This is a genomic window from Sinomicrobium oceani (genome assembly GCF_900119185.1).
Taxonomy (GTDB): Bacteria; Bacteroidota; Bacteroidia; order Flavobacteriales; family Flavobacteriaceae; genus Sinomicrobium; species Sinomicrobium oceani.
Genome location: NZ_FPJE01000022.1, coordinates 17715 through 35505, shown reverse-complemented (window position 1 = coordinate 35505; position 17791 = coordinate 17715). Strand labels below are relative to the sequence as shown.

Below are 17791 nucleotides of genomic sequence, written 5' to 3'. Positions count from 1 at the left end.
CGTTATTATTTTAATAAATATATTAAAATTTTTGTTTCAAACTACGTAGCGATGCATTTAGTTCAAAACCGAGAAGAAGAATATTAGAGTTCAGCCAGATATACAACATCAAAATAAGCAATGCCCCGATGGAGCCATACAATTCGTTATACTGCGAAAAATTTTCGATGTAAACCCCGAAAAAATAAGAAGTTAGCATAAACAGAATGGTGGTGAGCAGTGCTCCCGGAGAAAAGAAATGGGTGTGTTTTCCTTCCACAGTTCCGAAATAATAGAGTATGGAGGTAAAAAGGTAAGCAATAAAAACAAAAAACAGGTACTTGGCGATCCCTATCCAAAGATCGGCGTTTTCGATAAGCCCCCGCTCGGTAAGACGACTTATAATATCGGTCTGAAAGAAAATAAAAGCCGCTACCGAAACCAGCAGTAAAAGCGCCATGATAACCGCCACGCCAAGAGCAACAAAATACTGGCGCACTACGTTGCGGTTTATCTTGACATGATAAGAGTTTTCGAAGCCCCCAAAGACTGCATTAATACCGTTGGTCATTAAAAATACAGAGAGTACAAAAACAGACGAGAGCAGGCTCCCCCTTTTCTTTCCGGCAATATCACTGAATATCGGGTTGAAATACGAAGCGGTTTCCGGGGGCAAAAGCCCGTCGATAAGATGAAGAAATTCAGCCTGGAAATCTTTTATAGGTATATACGGAATAAGGTTGAGAACAAACAGTAAAAAAGGAAAAATAGCCATAAAAAAACTGAATGATATGGCACTGGCCCGATACGTCAGCGCTCCTTTTACGATCCCGAAAACATACATCTCCAACAAGTCATAAACCGAAAGCCCCTCAAAAGCCCTCAGTTTTATATTCTTGAAAAACCGGACAAGAAGATTTACTACCGGTATTCTGGAAAGTTTTTCTTCGATCTCTATAGACATAGTCGTACTTCGATTGGAGCCTGCCTGCGACAGGAATTTACAATGACAATATACCGCATAACAGACATACCGCTATCCACGATCAATCGTTAACCGCTTTCAGGCTCAGATCCATATTATAGACCGAATGGGTCAATGCGCCCGAAGAGATATAATTCACACCGCATTCGGCATATTTGCGTATTGTGGTTTCATCGATGCCTCCCGAAGATTCCGTCTGACACTTTTTTCCGATACGTTTGACAGCCTTAACCGTCTCTTCAAAAGTAAAGTTATCCAGCAAAATACGATATACTCCTTCCGATTGTAATATTTCTTCGACTTCTTCCATATTCCTGGCCTCCACTATGATTTTAAGGTCTTTGCCCCGCTCTTCCAGGTATTTTTTAGTCTTTTTTATAGCCTGGGTGATCCCCCCGGCAAAATCGATATGATTGTCTTTGAGCATAATCATATCATACAGGGCAAACCTGTGGTTTTCACCCCCTCCGATTTTCACCGCCCACTTTTCCAGCGCACGTATACCCGGGGTCGTCTTACGGGTGTCCAGTATTCCGGTCCCGGTGCCTTCCAGTATTTTTACGTATTTCGCTGTCTTCGAAGCTATCGCACTCATCCGCTGCATCGCATTGAGTACCAAACGTTCCGCCTTGAGAATAGAACGCGAACTCCCTTCCACATAAAAAACAATATCTCCCTGCTTTACTTCCTGTCCGTCTCTGATACGTACGTCTACAGTGAGCCCCTCATCCACATGTTTAAAAACCTTTTGTGCAAAACCGACCCCGGCAAGCACCCCCCTGTCCTTGACAAGCAGTTTGGCCTTTCCGCGAGCTTCTTCCGGTATACAGGCCAGCGAACTGTGGTCGCCATCTCCCACATCCTCACGGATTGCATTGACTATGATAAGATCGACCTCACGGTCAAATTGTTCTTTTGATATCATGACACCCTTGGTTTTATCGCTAAAATACTAAATTATACATTTTTTGACACCCCATCTCCGAAACAGATCCGGAAATGACGCCTCCAAAGTTACAAACACCGTCGTTCACGTAAAAAAATTATTCGTCAGAATCGGAATATCCCTTTGCATTGGACAGTTTTCAATAAAAATCCTTGTTTTATAGGCGCCGCTATTTTTATTTTGCCTTATGAACATCAAACTTCTGGCCATAGGTAAAACAGACAGTACCGCCCTGCAATCGCTCATACAGGATTATGAGAAGCGTCTGGGTTTTTACACAAAGTTCACCCTGGAGGTTATTCCCGATATCCGGAATGTCGCAAAAATGAGCGAAAACCAGCAGAAAGAAAAAGAAGGAGAACTCATTCTGAAAAAGCTGCAATCTGCCGATCAGCTCATCCTGCTCGATGAGAACGGTAAACAATGGTCGTCCGTAGGTTTTTCGGAATTTCTGCAGAAAAAAATGAATTCGGGAATAAAACAACTGGTCTTCGTTATCGGCGGACCCTATGGTTTTTCGGACACCGTCTATCAAAAGGCTCAAGGCAAATTATCGCTATCCGCGATGACTTTTTCACATCAAATGGTACGCCTGTTTTTCACCGAGCAACTGTACCGCGCTTTTACCATACTTAACAACGAACCCTATCATCACAAATAAATCAAGCTCATGACATTGGTTTTCGCCACGCATAACAAAAACAAACTGGCCGAGGTACAGGCCCTGCTCCCCGAGAGCATCACCCTGCTCAGTCTTGAAGATATAAACTGCCATGAAGACATTCCCGAAACTTCAGGCACCATAGAAGGCAATGCCATCCAGAAAGCGGAATATCTCAGGGAAAAATACGGATACGACTGTTTTGCCGATGATACCGGACTGGAAGTTCGCGCCCTCCGCGGAGCACCCGGCGTATATTCTGCACGCTATGCCGGAGAGGCTAAAAACCCAGAGGCTAACATGGACAAACTCCTATTCGAACTCCGGGACAAACAAGACCGGAGCGCCCGTTTCAAAACCGTCATTGCACTTCATCTCAACGGAGAGCTCCTACAGTTTGAAGGTACCGTAAACGGAATGATCACCGTTGAAAAATCCGGGGATAAGGGTTTCGGATACGATCCTGTTTTTCGTCCCGACGGTTACGACAGGACTTTTGCCGAACTCCCGCTTGAACTGAAAAACGAAATAGGACACCGCGGAAAAGCTGTGCGTAAGCTCATTACGTACCTGGAAGCATACACCGCAGACTAAAACACGCCCACAACACCGATTTTTCCGGGGCCCACATTGAAATTCCAGGATATTTTGTTCTTTTTATGCCGGTAAGGAGAATCGTATTTGGAATCCAGATAGTGGTCGATAGCTTCGACAGTAGCAATACTGATAGCCACGCTCAGCACCACATCCGACAACCAGTGCGCCCCTTCCCACAAACGCGATACGCCCGGGACGAGCCCGACGGTATAGATCCCTGCTTTTGCCCAAGGGTTATTGACCAGCTTGGCCAGCGCATAAGCATTGGTAAAAGACAATATCGTATGCCCGGAAGGGAAGGAATGGTAATCGGAATCCGAAGGAAAAGGGTCGAAAGTATCCTTGGACTTCCCGGTACGCGGACGGGCACGGCCCACCAACATTTTACTCACCTGTTGCAATAAGCCCGCCGTACTCGCCGAAGAAATCAACAGTACTCCGGTTCGTCTCCATTTCTCGTTTTTTGTAAACAAACCGGTAAGGTAAACTGCTCCGGTAAGCATATAGTTATTCTGAGGACTGCCGTAGTACCATCCGTAATCGCGGATAAACTGCGGCATATCTTTACCCTGTCGTACAAAAAAATCACTGGTCTGATCATCAGCCAGGAAAACGAGTCCCGTACCTACCATTACACCACCGAAAGTCAGCCAGTCATCACCTTCCCAGTGTAACGGCCTGCTGTATGCGTGAGCCATGCCTCCGAAAATATTGGCCCCATCATACTTGAACATCTGCCAGCGGGTAAGACCGCCTTCGGAAAGCGAATCCGGTTCGTTTTCCTGGGCCCGGACATTGCATAAAAAAAGGCAAGCCATGAAAACATACCATAACCGGGAAACGGGCACACAAAGTTTCGTCATATTTTTTTCCTTTTTATCATCTGGTCAAAAGATGTCGCAAGATACGACAAAAGCAAAAGGACAGATCAAAAGAACCTGATATTTTGGTTCCAGTGGTACACAACACTTATCCTCCTGATCCGGACATTATACCGCCGCGAATGTCGCTACCCGGCCACCCTCCATACATTCCGGGCAAATACAACGAAAAAGACCGCTTTGCTCCGCTGCTTTTTCCGGATATTATCTGTAAAAAAAGAAGATTTTCTTTGCAGAACACCGAACATTTTCGTCAGCACACCATACTCCGGCACCTATTCCCCAAAAAACAAAGACCTAACTATAACGCATACAGGTATTTCCAATTCATCAACCCGGAGCAAATAATTGATAAAAAATAGCGATTAACCGCGAATAAAGAGTACCTTTGCCCCTTATTTTAATTTTCTTTATGAACAAATTTAAACAATTAGGACTGAACGACCTGCTTTTAAAGGCGATTGAAGACATGGGGTTTGAATCACCTTCCGAGGTACAGGAGAAAGCTATTCCGGTTCTGCTCGATCAGGATACCGACATGGTAGCCCTGGCTCAGACCGGAACAGGTAAAACAGCAGCGTTCGGCTTCCCGCTTATTCAAAAAATAGACGCAGGAGACAGGACCACACAAGGACTGATCCTGTCCCCTACCCGCGAATTGTGTTTGCAGATTACCAACGAACTCAAGAACTACTCCAAATATGTCAAGGGTCTTAATGTCGTGGCCATATACGGAGGTGCCAGCATCACAGCACAGGCCAGTGATGTGAGAAAAGGAGCCCAGATCGTCGTGGCTACACCGGGACGGATGCAGGATATGATAAACCGTGGTATGGTCAATATATCCCGTATCAATTACTGTGTACTGGATGAAGCTGACGAAATGCTCAATATGGGATTTTACGAAGATATCACATCCATACTTTCGCATACCCCGAAAGAGAAAAACACCTGGTTATTCTCTGCTACCATGCCCAAAGAGGTGGCTACCATAGCGCGTAAATTCATGCACGCCCCCGAAGAGATCACCGTAGGGGCCAAAAACTCCGGGACGGATACCGTACAACACGAATACTACCTGGTCAACGGACGGGACAGATACCTGGCGCTCAAGCGGCTTGCCGATGCTAATCCCGATATTTTTTCGGTGGTATTCTGCCGAACCAAACGGGATACGCAAAACGTTGCCGAAAAACTTATCGAAGACGGGTATAATGCAGCTGCACTGCACGGAGACCTGAGCCAGAACCAACGCGATATGGTCATGAAATCTTTCCGTAGCCGCCAGATTCAGATGCTGGTAGCCACGGACGTAGCCGCACGCGGAATCGATGTTGACGATATCACCCATGTTATCAATTACCAGTTACCCGATGAAGTAGAGACCTACAATCACCGGAGCGGACGAACCGGAAGAGCCGGTAAATCGGGGATTTCCATGGTTATCCTCGCTAAAAGTGAGATCCGGAAAATACGGGCTATCGAAAAGATCATCAAGAAGCAGTTCGAGGTAAAGACCATTCCGAGCAGCATGGAGATCTGTGAAATACAGTTGTATCACCTGGCCAGTAAAATCAAGAACACGGAGATCAATGAGGAAGTCAATCATTACCTCCCTGCGATCAATGATGTGCTTCGCGACCTGGACCGGGAAGAGCTGATCAAAAAAATGGTATCCGTAGAATTCGGAAGATTCTTCAATTACTATAAAAATGCAAAAGACCTAAATATAAGCGGAGGTTCCGACAGACGCGACCCGAATTCGTCTGCCGACATTCCCGATGAAGGAGACGTACGCTATTTTATCAATGTAGGTGAGCGCGATGGATACGACTGGAAAACCCTGAAGGATTTCCTTCGTGACACGGTCGATCTGGGCAGAGATGATATTTTCAAGGTCGATGTAAAAGAAAGTTTTTCCTTCTTCAACACCGATGCCGTACACACCGAGAGTATTCTCAATGTCTTTACGGACTTCAAAATGGACGGACGTTTCATCAATATAGAAATTTCCAAAAGCCCCGGAGGAAGCCGTAAAAGCAAAGGAAGAAAAAGAGGAGGCGGAAACCGGTTCAACAACTCCGATCGTGGTTTTGACCGCGGTTTCAGCAAAGACAGAGGTTTCTCCAATAAAGGAAGAAAAGGAAGAAAAAGATAATTCCCACGGAATAAACTACAGAACTTTTCAGGAGTATCGCTACTAATTTTGCGGCACTTTTGAAAAGTTCTTTTTTTTACCCCTTTGACCTACAGAACAATCACTCACCTACAGATTTACCGGAATTCCGGGCGGAGACCATGCTGTTAATTGTATATTAAAAAAATATCCAAACACCCCTTTTTTTAATTTTGGTTTAGTATTTTTAGCCTCCCGACAAACCCCGACGGAAAAGGCAGTTTACAGATACGGAAACCTTGTGGAGCCAAACGTATTCCTATCTGCCCAGGGAGGGAAAAATAAATTGACGAGTGAGAAAGATATTTCCTTTTATAATCACCCTATTCTTTACTGTGCTGTGCTTTTCTCAGGAAACGGAAAAAGTCAAAGGTGTCATATTCAATACCAGCACGGACCGGGCCATGGACAATGTGCATGTCGTAAACCTGAACCAGGTTATAGGTACCGTATCCAATCCGAACGGAGAATTCCAGATTACAGCCAGTGTAAACGACACGTTATACTTATCGTTTCTCGGTTTCAAATCGATCAAGGTCCGGGTCACTAATGACATGCTTAAATTTGCAGGGACCAGGATCGGTATGACCGAACTGGCCTATGCCCTTGAAGAGGTCGTCATACGACCCTATAAACTTACCGGATATCTCGATATCGATGCTAAAAACATCCCGATAAACAATGCCGGCCGTTACAGCATATCAGGGCTTCCTAAAGGCTATGAAGCCGGTAGTGCCAATCCCGGCGCTATTTCCAAAGTACTCGGAGCTATTTTTAACCCCGTGGATTTTCTCCACAATATTTTCGGGAAGAAACCCAAAGAAATGCGTAAGCTTCGTAAAATGAAAGAAGACGATGAAATACGCAATTTGCTGGCGTCTAAATTCGACCGGGAAACCCTGGGCGAATTATTACAGATCGACCGTGTGGATATCGACGAGATTTTACGGAACTGCAATTACTCCAAAGATTTTATCCGTACCGCAAACGACCTTCAGATACTCGATGCTATTCACGACTGTTATGAAGAATACAAGATACTGAACCGGGTTGACGAATAAAATCCCTTAATCTTACCGGTTTTGGTTTTCGTTATATCGCTCCAGTATATGCGCTATACTCCGGATCGATTTTTTGGACCAGTCTATTCTTCTTTCCAGGATTTCTTCCTCGGATAATCCCCACGGAACAGACGACTTTTTTAATTTTCCGGTCAGCGTATGCAGTATAATAGCGGCAGATACCGAAATATTAAGGCTCTCCGTAAAACCGGCCATGGGAATTTTCAGGTATCCGTCAGCTTCACTCAGTATTTCTTCGGAAAGCCCTTCCTTTTCCGTACCGAAAAACAGGGCTGATTTCTCCGAAACATCAAAATCTTCCACATAACAGGAGTCATTGTGGGGCGTCGTAGCAATAATGCGGTATCCGGTGCTCCGTAATTTATCCATACACGCCCTGGCCGATGTATAGCGGTGAACATCCACCCACTTTTGCGCTCCCATGGCAATATTCTTATCGAGTCGTTTACTGAAACGCTCTTCGATAATATGAACATCCTGCACCCCGAATACATCACAGCTCCGTATCACCGCACTGGTGTTATGCATCTGGTACACATCCTGTATAGCCACGGTCAAATGCCTGGTACGGCGGGATAATATATCTGTAAACTTTGCTTTTCGTTCCGCCGTAAGAAAACCTTCGAGGTATTGTAACAGTGCTGTATCTGCCATTGCTATCTGTAGCGCTATACGAAAGTCCCTCTCATAGGACTGTAGTTCCAGGGACCGTCGTATAACTTTTTAATCCTTAATTTTTAATCGGCCACAATTTACATTATTTTAGACTAAAATTTAAATCGGAAATCTCCACGAGCCATAAAAACAGTAAGACAAACGTTATATGGATGGTAGAGTGGCTATCTGTTGCGCTTTAGTACATGTACGCAGTGGTAGAATCTAAAACAAACGGTGTGAAGAAAATAGTTGTTTTAACAGGTGCGGGAATCAGTGCCGAAAGCGGAATCAACACGTTCCGTGATGCCAATGGCTTGTGGGAAGGGCACGATATTATGGACGTAGCTTCTCCCGATGGCTTTCGCCGAAATCCGGCCCTGGTACTGGATTTTTATAACAAACGGAGAAAGCAGCTCCTCGGAGTAGAACCCAATTTGGCACACCGGGCACTCGCCGGTCTGCAGGACCTCTTCGAAGTCTCCGTGATCACTCAGAATGTAGACGATCTCCACGAACGCGCCGGAAGCCGGCACGTAATACACCTTCACGGCGAACTGCTGAAAGCCCGCAGTACTTTCGACGAAGACCTGGTGTATGACTGGAAAAAAGATATCAATATCGGGGATTTTTGCGAACACCATCACCAGCTACGCCCACATATCGTCTGGTTCGGAGAAACCGTACCACGGATTGAATACGCCGCCCAGGCTGTTTCCGAGGCGGATATTATCATGATTATAGGAACCTCCATGCAGGTATATCCCGCAGCGGGACTGGTAAACTATGCTCCTGAAAACACCCCGGTATATTTTATAGACCCGAAACCTGGAATTTCGGAAAACAGCCGGCCGCACCTCACTATTATTCCTGAAAAAGCGACCACAGGAGTCCCCAGAGCCATTGCAATGATTCTCGATAACCGCCGACAGCGATGAAAACAACCGAAAATATTTATGACAAACTCGCTTATGTAAATGCGCTGCGCAACCGGAGAAAAAAATTATCGGATGAGATTCTCGCCACACCTTCCCTTTTTCCCGGGCTCCTCACCGCATGTTTTTCGGAAGACCCGACAACTTCGGCGAAGGCCTCCTGGGTGCTGGAATTTGTCTGTAAAGAAAAACCGGACTGGCTGCTGCCCTACATCGACACCTTTACCTCCGGCCTCGCGACACTTTCGGCAGACGGTGCCATACGCTCCTGCGGCAAAATATGCGAACTCTTGTGCGAACGGTACTTTAGCACAGTTCCGAATGAAGTGAAAAACAAACTGCAGGAGAAACATCTCAGCCAAATCACGGAAGTATGCTTCGACTGGCTCATCGGAAATCACAAGGTAGCCGTAAAAGCTTATGCCATGCACTGTCTCTTCCTGTTGGGCAAAAAATCGGACTGGATACACCCCGAATTAAAGATGATCATCCGGCAGGGATATCCCTCACACTCCGCAGCATACCGGTCCAGGGCCAAACATCTGCTGGACAAACTTCGAGATGAACCATAAATGTGAGTAATAACTCCGGACGCCGGGAAAACAATAGCTGAATTTTATTTAAATTCGCAACATAAAGCCTTTGGAGAATGTTCTGGAAATAACCGAAAAAGAAGAGGCTGAATACCAGGCCACCGGACTAAAAATCATGAAAACACACTAAAAACAGAAATAAAATGGGAAGAAAAGTAGTTATAGTATCCGCTGTGAGAACTCCGATAGGTAGTTTTCTCGGTGGCCTTTCAGAAATTCCTGCTCCCAGACTCGGGGCTGTCGCCATAAAAGGAGCACTTCAAAAAATAGAGCTGGACCCTGCAAAAGTCGACGAAGTACTCATGGGAAACGTCGTACAGGCAGGAGAAGGGCAAGCTCCGGCACGACAAGCAGCTATTTACGCAGGCATACCCGATACGGTACCCTGTACTACCATCAATAAAGTTTGCGCCAGTGGCATGAAAGCTGTTATGCAGGCCGCCCAGGCCATTGCTCTCGGAGATGCCGATATCATCGTTGCCGGCGGTATGGAGAATATGAGTGCTATACCCCATTATGTTCACATGCGGAAAGGTACTAAATTTGGCCCCGCTTCCCTCGAGGACGGTATGCAAAAAGATGGTCTTGTCGATGCTTACGACCATAATGCCATGGGGGTCTGCGGAGATGCCTGCGCCGAAGAATACGGTTTTTCCAGAGAAGATCAGGACCATTTTGCGATACAGTCCTATACCCGGTCTGCAAATGCCTGGAAAGAAGGAAAGTTTACAGAAGAAGTTGTCCCCGTAGAAGTACCGCAACGTAAAGGAGATCCGGTATTAGTTGCAGAGGATGAGGAATACAAAAATGTAATTCTCGACAAGATCCCCGCTCTTCGTCCCGCATTTACAAAAAACGGAACGGTAACCGCTGCTAACGCCTCCACCATCAATGACGGCGCTGCTGCTCTCGTACTCATGAGCGAGGAAAAAGCAAAAGCATTGGGACTGGAACCCCTGGCTACGATTAAGAGCTATGCCGATGCGGCACAGGAACCCAAATGGTTTACCACAGCACCGGCCAAAGCACTCCCTAAAGCACTTGACAAAGCAGGAATATCCATAAAAGACGTGGATTACTTTGAGTTTAACGAGGCCTTTTCGGTAGTAGGCCTGGCCAATATGAAGCTATTGGGGCTTTCCGATGACAAAGTGAATGTAAACGGTGGAGCTGTTTCGCTGGGTCATCCGCTGGGATGCTCCGGGGCACGGATCCTGGTGACCCTGATCCATATTCTCAAACAAAACAATGCCAAAACAGGTGCGGCGGCAATATGTAACGGCGGCGGTGGTGCTTCCGCCATAGTTATTGAAAGATAGTTATCCGTTTACGATCCCGGAACCTCACTGTATCAGGCTCCGGGATTTGATATAGAAATTAAAACCGACTTATAGAATACATGCAATACGGAATTTGTAATCTCAGTATCGTCCCTTTACGATCCCAATCTTGCAATACTGCCGAACTCACTTCGCAGGTGCTGTACGGCGAACATTTTAAAGTACTTGAGCAACAAAAATACTGGAGTAAAATCCGTCTTGCATTCGACAAACACGAAGGCTGGATAGACAACAAACAATATCTGCTGATCGATGAACAGACTTACACCAATATCGACAGGGAAATTACCGGCTTATCTTCGGACATGGTCGAATTTATTACCGACCACAACGAGCAGCTTATGCCTGTACCCGTAGGATCACATGTTACCGCATCTTCCCTGCTCTCTCATCGTTTTGAAGGGCATATATTATTAGGAACACAAGCCAAGGAAAACCTGGTGGACACTGCATTCCTATTTCTTAATGCCCCACATCAGCACGGTGGAAAAACACCCTTTGGCATTGATGCGGCCGGCCTCGCCCAAATGGTTTACAAACTAAACGGATATCCGCTGCTCCGGCAGGCCTCCCAGCAAGCTACCCAGGGCGAACCCCTCAGTTTTATCGAGGAATCGGAACCCGGTGACCTCGCTTTTTTCGATGATGACGAAGGCAATATCGTACATGTCGGGATTATCATGAAAGACAACTACATCATTCACACTTACGGCAAAGTACGGATAGACCGCATAGACCATACCGGGATCTTTAATGTAGACACCCGAAGGCATACGCATAAATTACGCGTGATTAAAAAGATCATATAAAAAAACCGGGGTACTTTCCCCGGTTTTTTTATATGCAAGCCGATCCGTTAACGGATCAGTTTCTTGTATTTTATGCGCGTAGGGGTAACATCGGCTCCCAGTCGCTTGCGTTTATTTTCCTCATAATCGGAAAAACCTCCCTCAAAAAAATAAACTTCGGAATTCCCTTCAAAGGCCAGGATATGCGTACATATCCGGTCGAGGAACCAACGGTCGTGAGAGATCACTACCGCACATCCCGCAAAGTTTTCCAACCCTTCTTCCAATGCCCTGAGCGTATTCACGTCGAGGTCATTGGTAGGCTCATCCAGTAAAAGCACGTTACCTTCTTCCTTCAGGGTCATGGCCAGATGCAACCTGTTCCGCTCTCCTCCGGATAGCGCGGAAACCTTTTTATTCTGCTCATTCCCGGAGAAATTGAACCGACTGAGATAGGCCCTTGAATTAACCTGCTTTCCTCCCATCATGATAAGTTCCTGTCCGCCGGAAAAGTTTTCCCAGATCGATTTTTCAGGATCTATATTGGAATGCCGCTGGTCTACATAAGCGATCTTAGCTGTTTCTCCCACTACAAACTCCCCTTTATCCGGTTGTTCTTCTTCCATGATCATTTTAAAGATCGTCGTTTTACCCGCACCGTTGGGCCCGATAATACCTACGATCCCGGCCTGAGGAAGTTTAAAATTGAGATTGTCATACAGCAGTTTGTCTCCGAATGCTTTGGCAACACCATTAGCTTCAATTACATTGGTCCCAAGTCGCGGACCATTAGGGATGTAGATCTCCAGTTTCTCATCCAGTTGTTTCTGGTCCTCGTTCAGGAGTTTATCGTAGTTATTGAGACGTGCTTTCTGTTTGGCCTGCCTACCTTTTGGGGCCATACGCACCCATTCCAGCTCGCGCTCAAGAGTTTTTTGCCTTTTTGAAGCCTGCTTCTGTTCCTGGGCAAGTCTTTTGGATTTCTGATCGAGCCAGGAAGAATAGTTTCCTTTCCACGGAATACCTTCTCCGCGGTCCAGCTCAAGAATCCATCCCGCTACATTGTCGAGAAAGTAACGGTCGTGTGTTACCGCGATTACCGTTCCGCTATATTGTTGCAAATGTTGCTCCAGCCATAATACCGATTCCGCATCGAGGTGGTTGGTAGGCTCATCGAGCAATAGGATATCGGGTTGTTGCAAAAGCAAACGGCAGAGGGCTACACGTCTGCGTTCTCCCCCGGAAAGCACTTTTATAGGCGTATCCGGATCCGGAGTACGAAGGGCATCCATGGCAATTTCCAGCTTGGTATCCAGTTCCCATGCATTGGTCGCATCGATCTTATCCTGGAGTTCTGCCTGCCGGTCCATCAGTTTCTGCATTTTATCGGCATCCTCATACACTTCCGGTAAGCCGAACATATCGTTGATCTTATTGTATTCGTCAAGTACGGCTACAACTTCGGCCATACCTTCCTTAACAATTTCTATAACGGTCTTTTCTTCATCCAGTTGAGGTTCCTGCTCCAGATACCCCACGGAATATCCCGGAGAAAAAACGACATCACCCTGGTAATTTTTCTCCACCCCGGCAATAATTTTTAACAATGTGGATTTTCCCGAACCATTAAGTCCCAGGATACCGATCTTGGCTCCGTAAAAAAAGCTCAGGTAGATATCCTTCAGTACGGTTTTATTTGTACTCTGGTACGTTTTGGAAACGCCCGACATCGAAAAAATGACTTTTTTATCGTCTGACATATTATATAGATGATTTTATGATTAATGATTAGCAGATTACCGCAAACAGGGGATGTCATAAGAATATCCCTGCGCCGGTTATATCCTTCCCTTCAGTGCATTGAATATCCAGGACATTGCAAAAAAGCCTATCCCCACTACAGAAAACCCTATGGCATAATCCCTGTATTTTAATACCCCGAGCAGAACCAGGGCAGTTCCGATCAAAAACATAATTAAGGAGGCCCAGCCAAATATCGCGTTCTTATTCATTCCCATTGATGTGTCCATTAAATGTGTTTTATATACAAAAATCCGTTTTTACACGGAATCAATCGACAAATATCGTACAATTTATGAAATATTTAAGCATTATATAATGATATCGCCAATTTCCATGAAAACAGCGGAATGTCATTACTTTATGACATTTCCCGATGGTATTTCGCTTCGCACTTCGCTCTTCTTTTCGTATTTTAGCAGCATTCTAAGTGAAACGTATGGATATCAACTTCAACAAAAACGAAGATCACAATAAACTGCTCCTGTCCGATCTGAAGAGCAGACTGGCGACCATAAAGAAAGGCGGAGGTGAAAAAAGAGTAGAAAAATTACACGGAGAAGGAAAAATGACCGCCCGTGAACGTATAGAGTATCTGCTTGACAAAGGGAGTGCCACCATCGAAGTAGGTGCTTTTGCCGGTGATGGAATGTATGAAGAACACGGTGGTTGTCCGTCCGGCGGAGTTGTGGTAAAAATCGGTTATGTCAGAGGACGACAGTGTGTAGTTGTTGCCAACGACGCCACGGTAAAAGCAGGAGCCTGGTTCCCCATAACGGGAAAAAAGAACCTCCGGGCACAGGAAATTGCCATGGAAAACAGGCTACCTATTATTTACCTGGTAGACAGTGCTGGAGTTTACCTCCCGATGCAGGATGAAATATTTCCGGACAAGGAACACTTCGGAAGGATCTTCCGCAATAATGCCGTCATGAGCAGTATGGGCATCACACAGATAGCTGCCGTTATGGGAAGTTGTGTCGCAGGCGGTGCTTACCTGCCCATAATGAGTGATGAAGCCCTTATCGTCGACAAAACCGGGAGTATTTTTCTCGCGGGTAGCTACCTGGTTAAGGCTGCTATCGGAGAATCCATAGATAACGAGACACTCGGAGGAGCCACAACACACTGCGAAATAAGCGGAGTTACGGACTACAAGGCCAAAGATGACAAGGACGCACTCGATACCATAAAGAATATCATGGATAAGATCGGTGACTTTGACAAGGCCGGTTTCAGTCGTATCAAGGCTGTAAAACCTACCGAGAATCCGGAAGATATTTACGGAATACTGCCCAGATCAAGGGGAGATCAATACGATATGAAAGCGATCATCAAAAGACTGGTGGACGGTTCGGAATTTGAAGAGTACAAAGAAGGGTACGGAAAAAGCCTGATCACCGGGTATGCCCGGATAGATGGCTGGGCCGTAGGCATTGTAGCCAATCAACGAAAAGTCGTTAAAACCAAAAAAGGAGAAATGCAGTTTGGCGGGGTTATTTATTCCGATAGTGCGGATAAAGCCACCCGTTTTATCGCCAATTGCAACCAGAAGAAAATACCGCTGGTTTTCCTTCAGGATGTTACCGGTTTCATGGTAGGAAGCAAAAGTGAGCATGGCGGGATCATTAAAGACGGTGCCAAAATGGTCAACGCAGTCAGCAACAGTGTTGTACCGAAGTTTACCGTTATTATCGGCAATTCTTACGGGGCAGGAAACTATGCCATGTGCGGAAAAGCTTATGACCCCAGACTCATTATTGCATGGCCCAGTGCAGAACTCGCCGTAATGGGAGGATCCCAGGCTGCGAAAGTACTGCTGCAGATCGAAACGGCTTCCCTGAAAAAAAGAGGAGAAAATATAAGCAAGGAAAAAGAAGAAGAACTGTTCAATAAAATCAAATCGAGATACGACGCCCAGACCTCTCCGTATTACGCAGCGGCCCGTTTATGGACCGATGCGGTTATCGATCCTATAGATACGAGAAAATGGATCAGTATGGGCATAGAAGCTGCCAACCATGCCCCCCTGGAGAAGCCTTATAACCCCGGAGTTATGCAGGTCTGAACGGGTTTTTGATTTTTTTTAAGGACCACAGGCTACGGATAGTAGAATTTGATATTTTTGCGCAAAAATCAGGAATCGATGAAAAGAATTTTACTCTTATTAATGCTTATCGGGTTGCATAACGCACATGCCCAGTTAATGCAGGATAAAGAAAAGTACACCAAAGGTGATACACTTAGAGGTTCGCTACGGACCGAAAGGAATTTTGATGTACGGGAATATCACCTCAATATCAAAGTAGATCCTTCCAGAAAATACATTCAGGGGTACAATCGTATTGTCTTTGTACCCCAGCAGCGTTTAACTGTCATGCAAATCGATCTTTTTGAGAATATGAAGGTGGATTCGATCGTATTTCACGGCAAAAAACTGCCCTACCGCAGGGAATACAACGCTGTATTCATAGACAACAAGGAGAGTTTTAAAAAGAATAAGAAAGACAGTCTTACCTTTTACTATTCCGGTAAGCCCATTGCAGCGGTACGTGCCCCTTGGGATGGCGGGTTCGACTGGAAGACAGACAAAAACGGAAAACCCTGGATTGCCACGGCTGTTCAGGGAACCGGGGCCAGTGCATGGTGGCCCAACAAAGATCATCAAAGTGATGAACCGGACAACGGCATGACCATAAAGGTAGCCGTTCCTAACGGGCTTACAAACGTATCCAACGGGCGTCTTACGGGTAAAAAAGACCTTGGTAACGGTTATACACGATGGGACTGGAAAGTCATCAATCCGATCAACAACTACGATGTCGCCCTGAATATCGGTGATTACGTTCACTTCGGAGAAGCGTATAAAGGGCTTGACATGGATTTTTACGTGTTGAGCTATAACCTTGAAAAAGCAAAAAAACACTTCCAGGAAGTTAAGCCAATGATGGATTGTTTCCAGGAAAAGTTCGGAGAATATCCTTTTAAGGAAGATAGTTATAAACTGGTGGAGACCCCCCACCTGGGCATGGAACACCAGAGTGCCGTAGCCTATGGCAACCAGTATATGAAAGGATATCTCGGACGCGATCTCTCCGGCACAGGTGTAGGAACGAAGTGGGACTTCATCATAATTCATGAAACCGGCCACGAGTGGTTCGGAAACAGTATTACCTCTTCCGACATTGCCGATATGTGGATCCACGAAGGTTTTACAACCTACAGCGAAGTGGTTTATACAGAATGCCGATGGGGTTATGAAGCAGGACAAAAGTATATAAACGGCCTGAAGAAGAATGTGAGAAACGACAAGCCTATTATCGGTCCTTATGGTGTAAACAAAGAAGGATCGGGCGATATGTATCCTAAAGGGGCGCTCATGCTAAACACTATCAGAAGTATTATTAATAATGACGACAAATGGTGGAAACTGATCAAGGAATTCAGCGAGACCTTCAAACACATGATCGTCGATACCGAGATGGTTATCAATTTCTTCGAACAGGAAACCGGACTGCACCTCGAACCGGTATTCGACCAGTATTTAAGGTATAAAAATATCCCCACGCTGGAGCTGAAAAGAGACGAAAATGGTACGGCATACCGATGGATAACCGATGTGAAAAAATTCGATATGCCGGTAGATGTAAGCATTAACGGTGAGAAAATCCGGTTGACCCCTACTACCGAATGGCAAAAACTCGATACACCGCCCAAAGGAATTTCCGTGGCTACGGACCGGTTTTTTGTGGATGTAAAGGTGGGGAATTAACTTCACATTTAAAGTGAACGTGAATAATGGATAGGGTACGCTCTCTCCTGGAAAGAGGTCTTCCGTAAGCGGAACGGGAGTCTGGCGAGACTCCAAACCCCGGGGGTATCCCCTTGACTTTTGTTTTTCCCCGGGGCCTGGACTGTTGATTCACCACACTTAAACAGTATTCACCTTCAGAAAAACAATGCACTTCATACCCGGTCTTCACAGGAGCCGATGTATCAATCCCGTGAGGCCGGCACTATACCCGCATGGACAGGCACATACCTGCCACCGGACCACCATGCTTCCCTCCCCATGACGCATTGATTTTGACCAGGTATTTTCCTGTTTAAAGCTGTAAAACGGCCATGAACACAATCCCTTTGACACCGGAAGAGGTTAGGTTAACCGCTAAAGGGAATGGGTTAGCCGTTAAAGGGATTAAGTTAGCAGCATACACGGTTAGGTTAGCCGCTAAACGGGTTACTTAAGCGGCATAAGCAATTGCTTAAGCCGCTAAACAGGTTAGGTTGACCGCTAAAGGAAATGGGTTAGCCGTTAAAGGGATTACGTTAGCGGCATACACGGTTAGGTTGACCGCCAAACAGGTTGCTTAA

16 protein-coding genes are annotated in these 17791 nt (G+C 45.8%); 10 read left to right on the top strand and 6 right to left on the bottom strand.

Annotated features, from left to right (window positions below; genetic code table 11):
• Positions 1 to 22: 22 nt before the first annotated feature.
• Both BT112_RS16855 and nadC read right to left on the bottom strand, forming a co-directional pair.
• The gene (locus BT112_RS16855) at positions 23 to 943 is read right to left on the bottom strand and encodes a YihY/virulence factor BrkB family protein (RefSeq protein WP_072318568.1); all 921 of its coding nucleotides are present in this window, start codon (positions 941 to 943) and stop codon (positions 23 to 25) included.
• Positions 944 to 1025: 82 nt separating this feature from the next.
• Positions 1026 to 1889 carry a carboxylating nicotinate-nucleotide diphosphorylase gene (gene nadC, locus BT112_RS16850; RefSeq protein ID WP_072318566.1) on the bottom strand — a complete coding sequence of 288 codons (864 nt, stop codon included), beginning with the start codon at positions 1887 to 1889 and terminating at the stop codon, positions 1026 to 1028.
• 208 nt (positions 1890 to 2097) lie between these two features.
• On the opposite strand from nadC, the gene rlmH reads away from it, so the two are divergent.
• Positions 2098 to 2571 carry a 23S rRNA (pseudouridine(1915)-N(3))-methyltransferase RlmH gene (gene rlmH / locus BT112_RS16845; protein WP_072318564.1) on the top strand — a complete coding sequence of 158 codons (474 nt, stop codon included), beginning with the start codon at positions 2098 to 2100 and terminating at the stop codon, positions 2569 to 2571.
• Between the two features lie 9 nt (positions 2572 to 2580).
• Positions 2581 to 3165 carry a non-canonical purine NTP diphosphatase gene (locus tag BT112_RS16840; RefSeq protein ID WP_072318563.1) on the top strand — a complete coding sequence of 195 codons (585 nt, stop codon included), beginning with the start codon at positions 2581 to 2583 and terminating at the stop codon, positions 3163 to 3165.
• On the opposite strand, the gene BT112_RS16835 is transcribed toward BT112_RS16840, so the two are convergent.
• Positions 3162 to 4031, bottom strand: coding sequence for a phosphatase PAP2 family protein (locus BT112_RS16835; protein ID WP_083564976.1), 870 nt, complete (start codon positions 4029 to 4031; stop codon positions 3162 to 3164). The two genes, BT112_RS16840 and BT112_RS16835, sit on opposite strands and share 4 nt — an antisense overlap.
• Positions 4032 to 4461: 430 nt before the next feature.
• On the opposite strand from BT112_RS16835, the gene BT112_RS16825 reads away from it, so the two are divergent.
• The gene (locus BT112_RS16825; protein WP_072318558.1) at positions 4462 to 6207 is read left to right on the top strand and encodes a DEAD/DEAH box helicase; all 1746 of its coding nucleotides are present in this window, start codon (positions 4462 to 4464) and stop codon (positions 6205 to 6207) included.
• 311 nt (positions 6208 to 6518) lie between these two features.
• Positions 6519 to 7286: a carboxypeptidase-like regulatory domain-containing protein gene (locus BT112_RS16820; RefSeq protein ID WP_072318557.1), complete on the top strand. Its 768-nt coding sequence runs from the start codon at positions 6519 to 6521 to the stop codon at positions 7284 to 7286.
• Between the two features lie 12 nt (positions 7287 to 7298).
• On the opposite strand, the gene BT112_RS16815 is transcribed toward BT112_RS16820, so the two are convergent.
• Positions 7299 to 7961 carry a TrmH family RNA methyltransferase gene (locus BT112_RS16815; RefSeq protein WP_072318555.1) on the bottom strand — a complete coding sequence of 221 codons (663 nt, stop codon included), beginning with the start codon at positions 7959 to 7961 and terminating at the stop codon, positions 7299 to 7301.
• 239 nt (positions 7962 to 8200) lie between these two features.
• On the opposite strand from BT112_RS16815, the gene BT112_RS16810 reads away from it, so the two are divergent.
• The 4 genes from BT112_RS16810 (at position 8201) to BT112_RS16795 (ending at position 11638) form a co-directional block, all read left to right on the top strand.
• Positions 8201 to 8899, top strand: a complete 699-nt coding sequence (locus BT112_RS16810) for an SIR2 family NAD-dependent protein deacylase (protein ID WP_072318553.1) — start codon at positions 8201 to 8203, stop codon at positions 8897 to 8899.
• Entirely contained in the window at positions 8896 to 9468 is a 573-nt protein-coding gene (locus BT112_RS16805; RefSeq protein ID WP_072318552.1) for a hypothetical protein, read from the top strand. The genes BT112_RS16810 and BT112_RS16805 overlap by 4 nt, the downstream gene beginning before the upstream one ends.
• A gap of 164 nt (positions 9469 to 9632) precedes the next feature.
• Positions 9633 to 10808 carry an acetyl-CoA C-acyltransferase gene (locus BT112_RS16800; protein WP_072318550.1) on the top strand — a complete coding sequence of 392 codons (1176 nt, stop codon included), beginning with the start codon at positions 9633 to 9635 and terminating at the stop codon, positions 10806 to 10808.
• Between the two features lie 80 nt (positions 10809 to 10888).
• Positions 10889 to 11638: a C40 family peptidase gene (locus BT112_RS16795; protein WP_072318548.1), complete on the top strand. Its 750-nt coding sequence runs from the start codon at positions 10889 to 10891 to the stop codon at positions 11636 to 11638.
• A gap of 47 nt (positions 11639 to 11685) precedes the next feature.
• Here BT112_RS16795 and ettA read toward each other — a convergent pair whose 3' ends face one another.
• Both ettA and BT112_RS16785 read right to left on the bottom strand, forming a co-directional pair.
• Positions 11686 to 13377, bottom strand: coding sequence for an energy-dependent translational throttle protein EttA (gene ettA, locus BT112_RS16790; protein ID WP_072318546.1), 1692 nt, complete (start codon positions 13375 to 13377; stop codon positions 11686 to 11688).
• A 78-nt stretch (positions 13378 to 13455) separates the two neighbouring features.
• Complete coding sequence (locus BT112_RS16785; RefSeq protein WP_072318545.1) at positions 13456 to 13635, bottom strand: CAL67264 family membrane protein; 180 nt, start codon at positions 13633 to 13635, stop codon at positions 13456 to 13458.
• Positions 13636 to 13856: 221 nt separating this feature from the next.
• On the opposite strand from BT112_RS16785, the gene BT112_RS16780 reads away from it, so the two are divergent.
• Together BT112_RS16780 and BT112_RS16775 are read left to right on the top strand one after the other, a co-directional pair.
• Positions 13857 to 15485: an acyl-CoA carboxylase subunit beta gene (locus tag BT112_RS16780; protein WP_072318543.1), complete on the top strand. Its 1629-nt coding sequence runs from the start codon at positions 13857 to 13859 to the stop codon at positions 15483 to 15485.
• Positions 15486 to 15563: 78 nt separating this feature from the next.
• Positions 15564 to 17189, top strand: coding sequence for a M1 family metallopeptidase (locus BT112_RS16775; RefSeq protein ID WP_072318542.1), 1626 nt, complete (start codon positions 15564 to 15566; stop codon positions 17187 to 17189).
• Positions 17190 to 17791 lie beyond the last annotated feature (602 nt).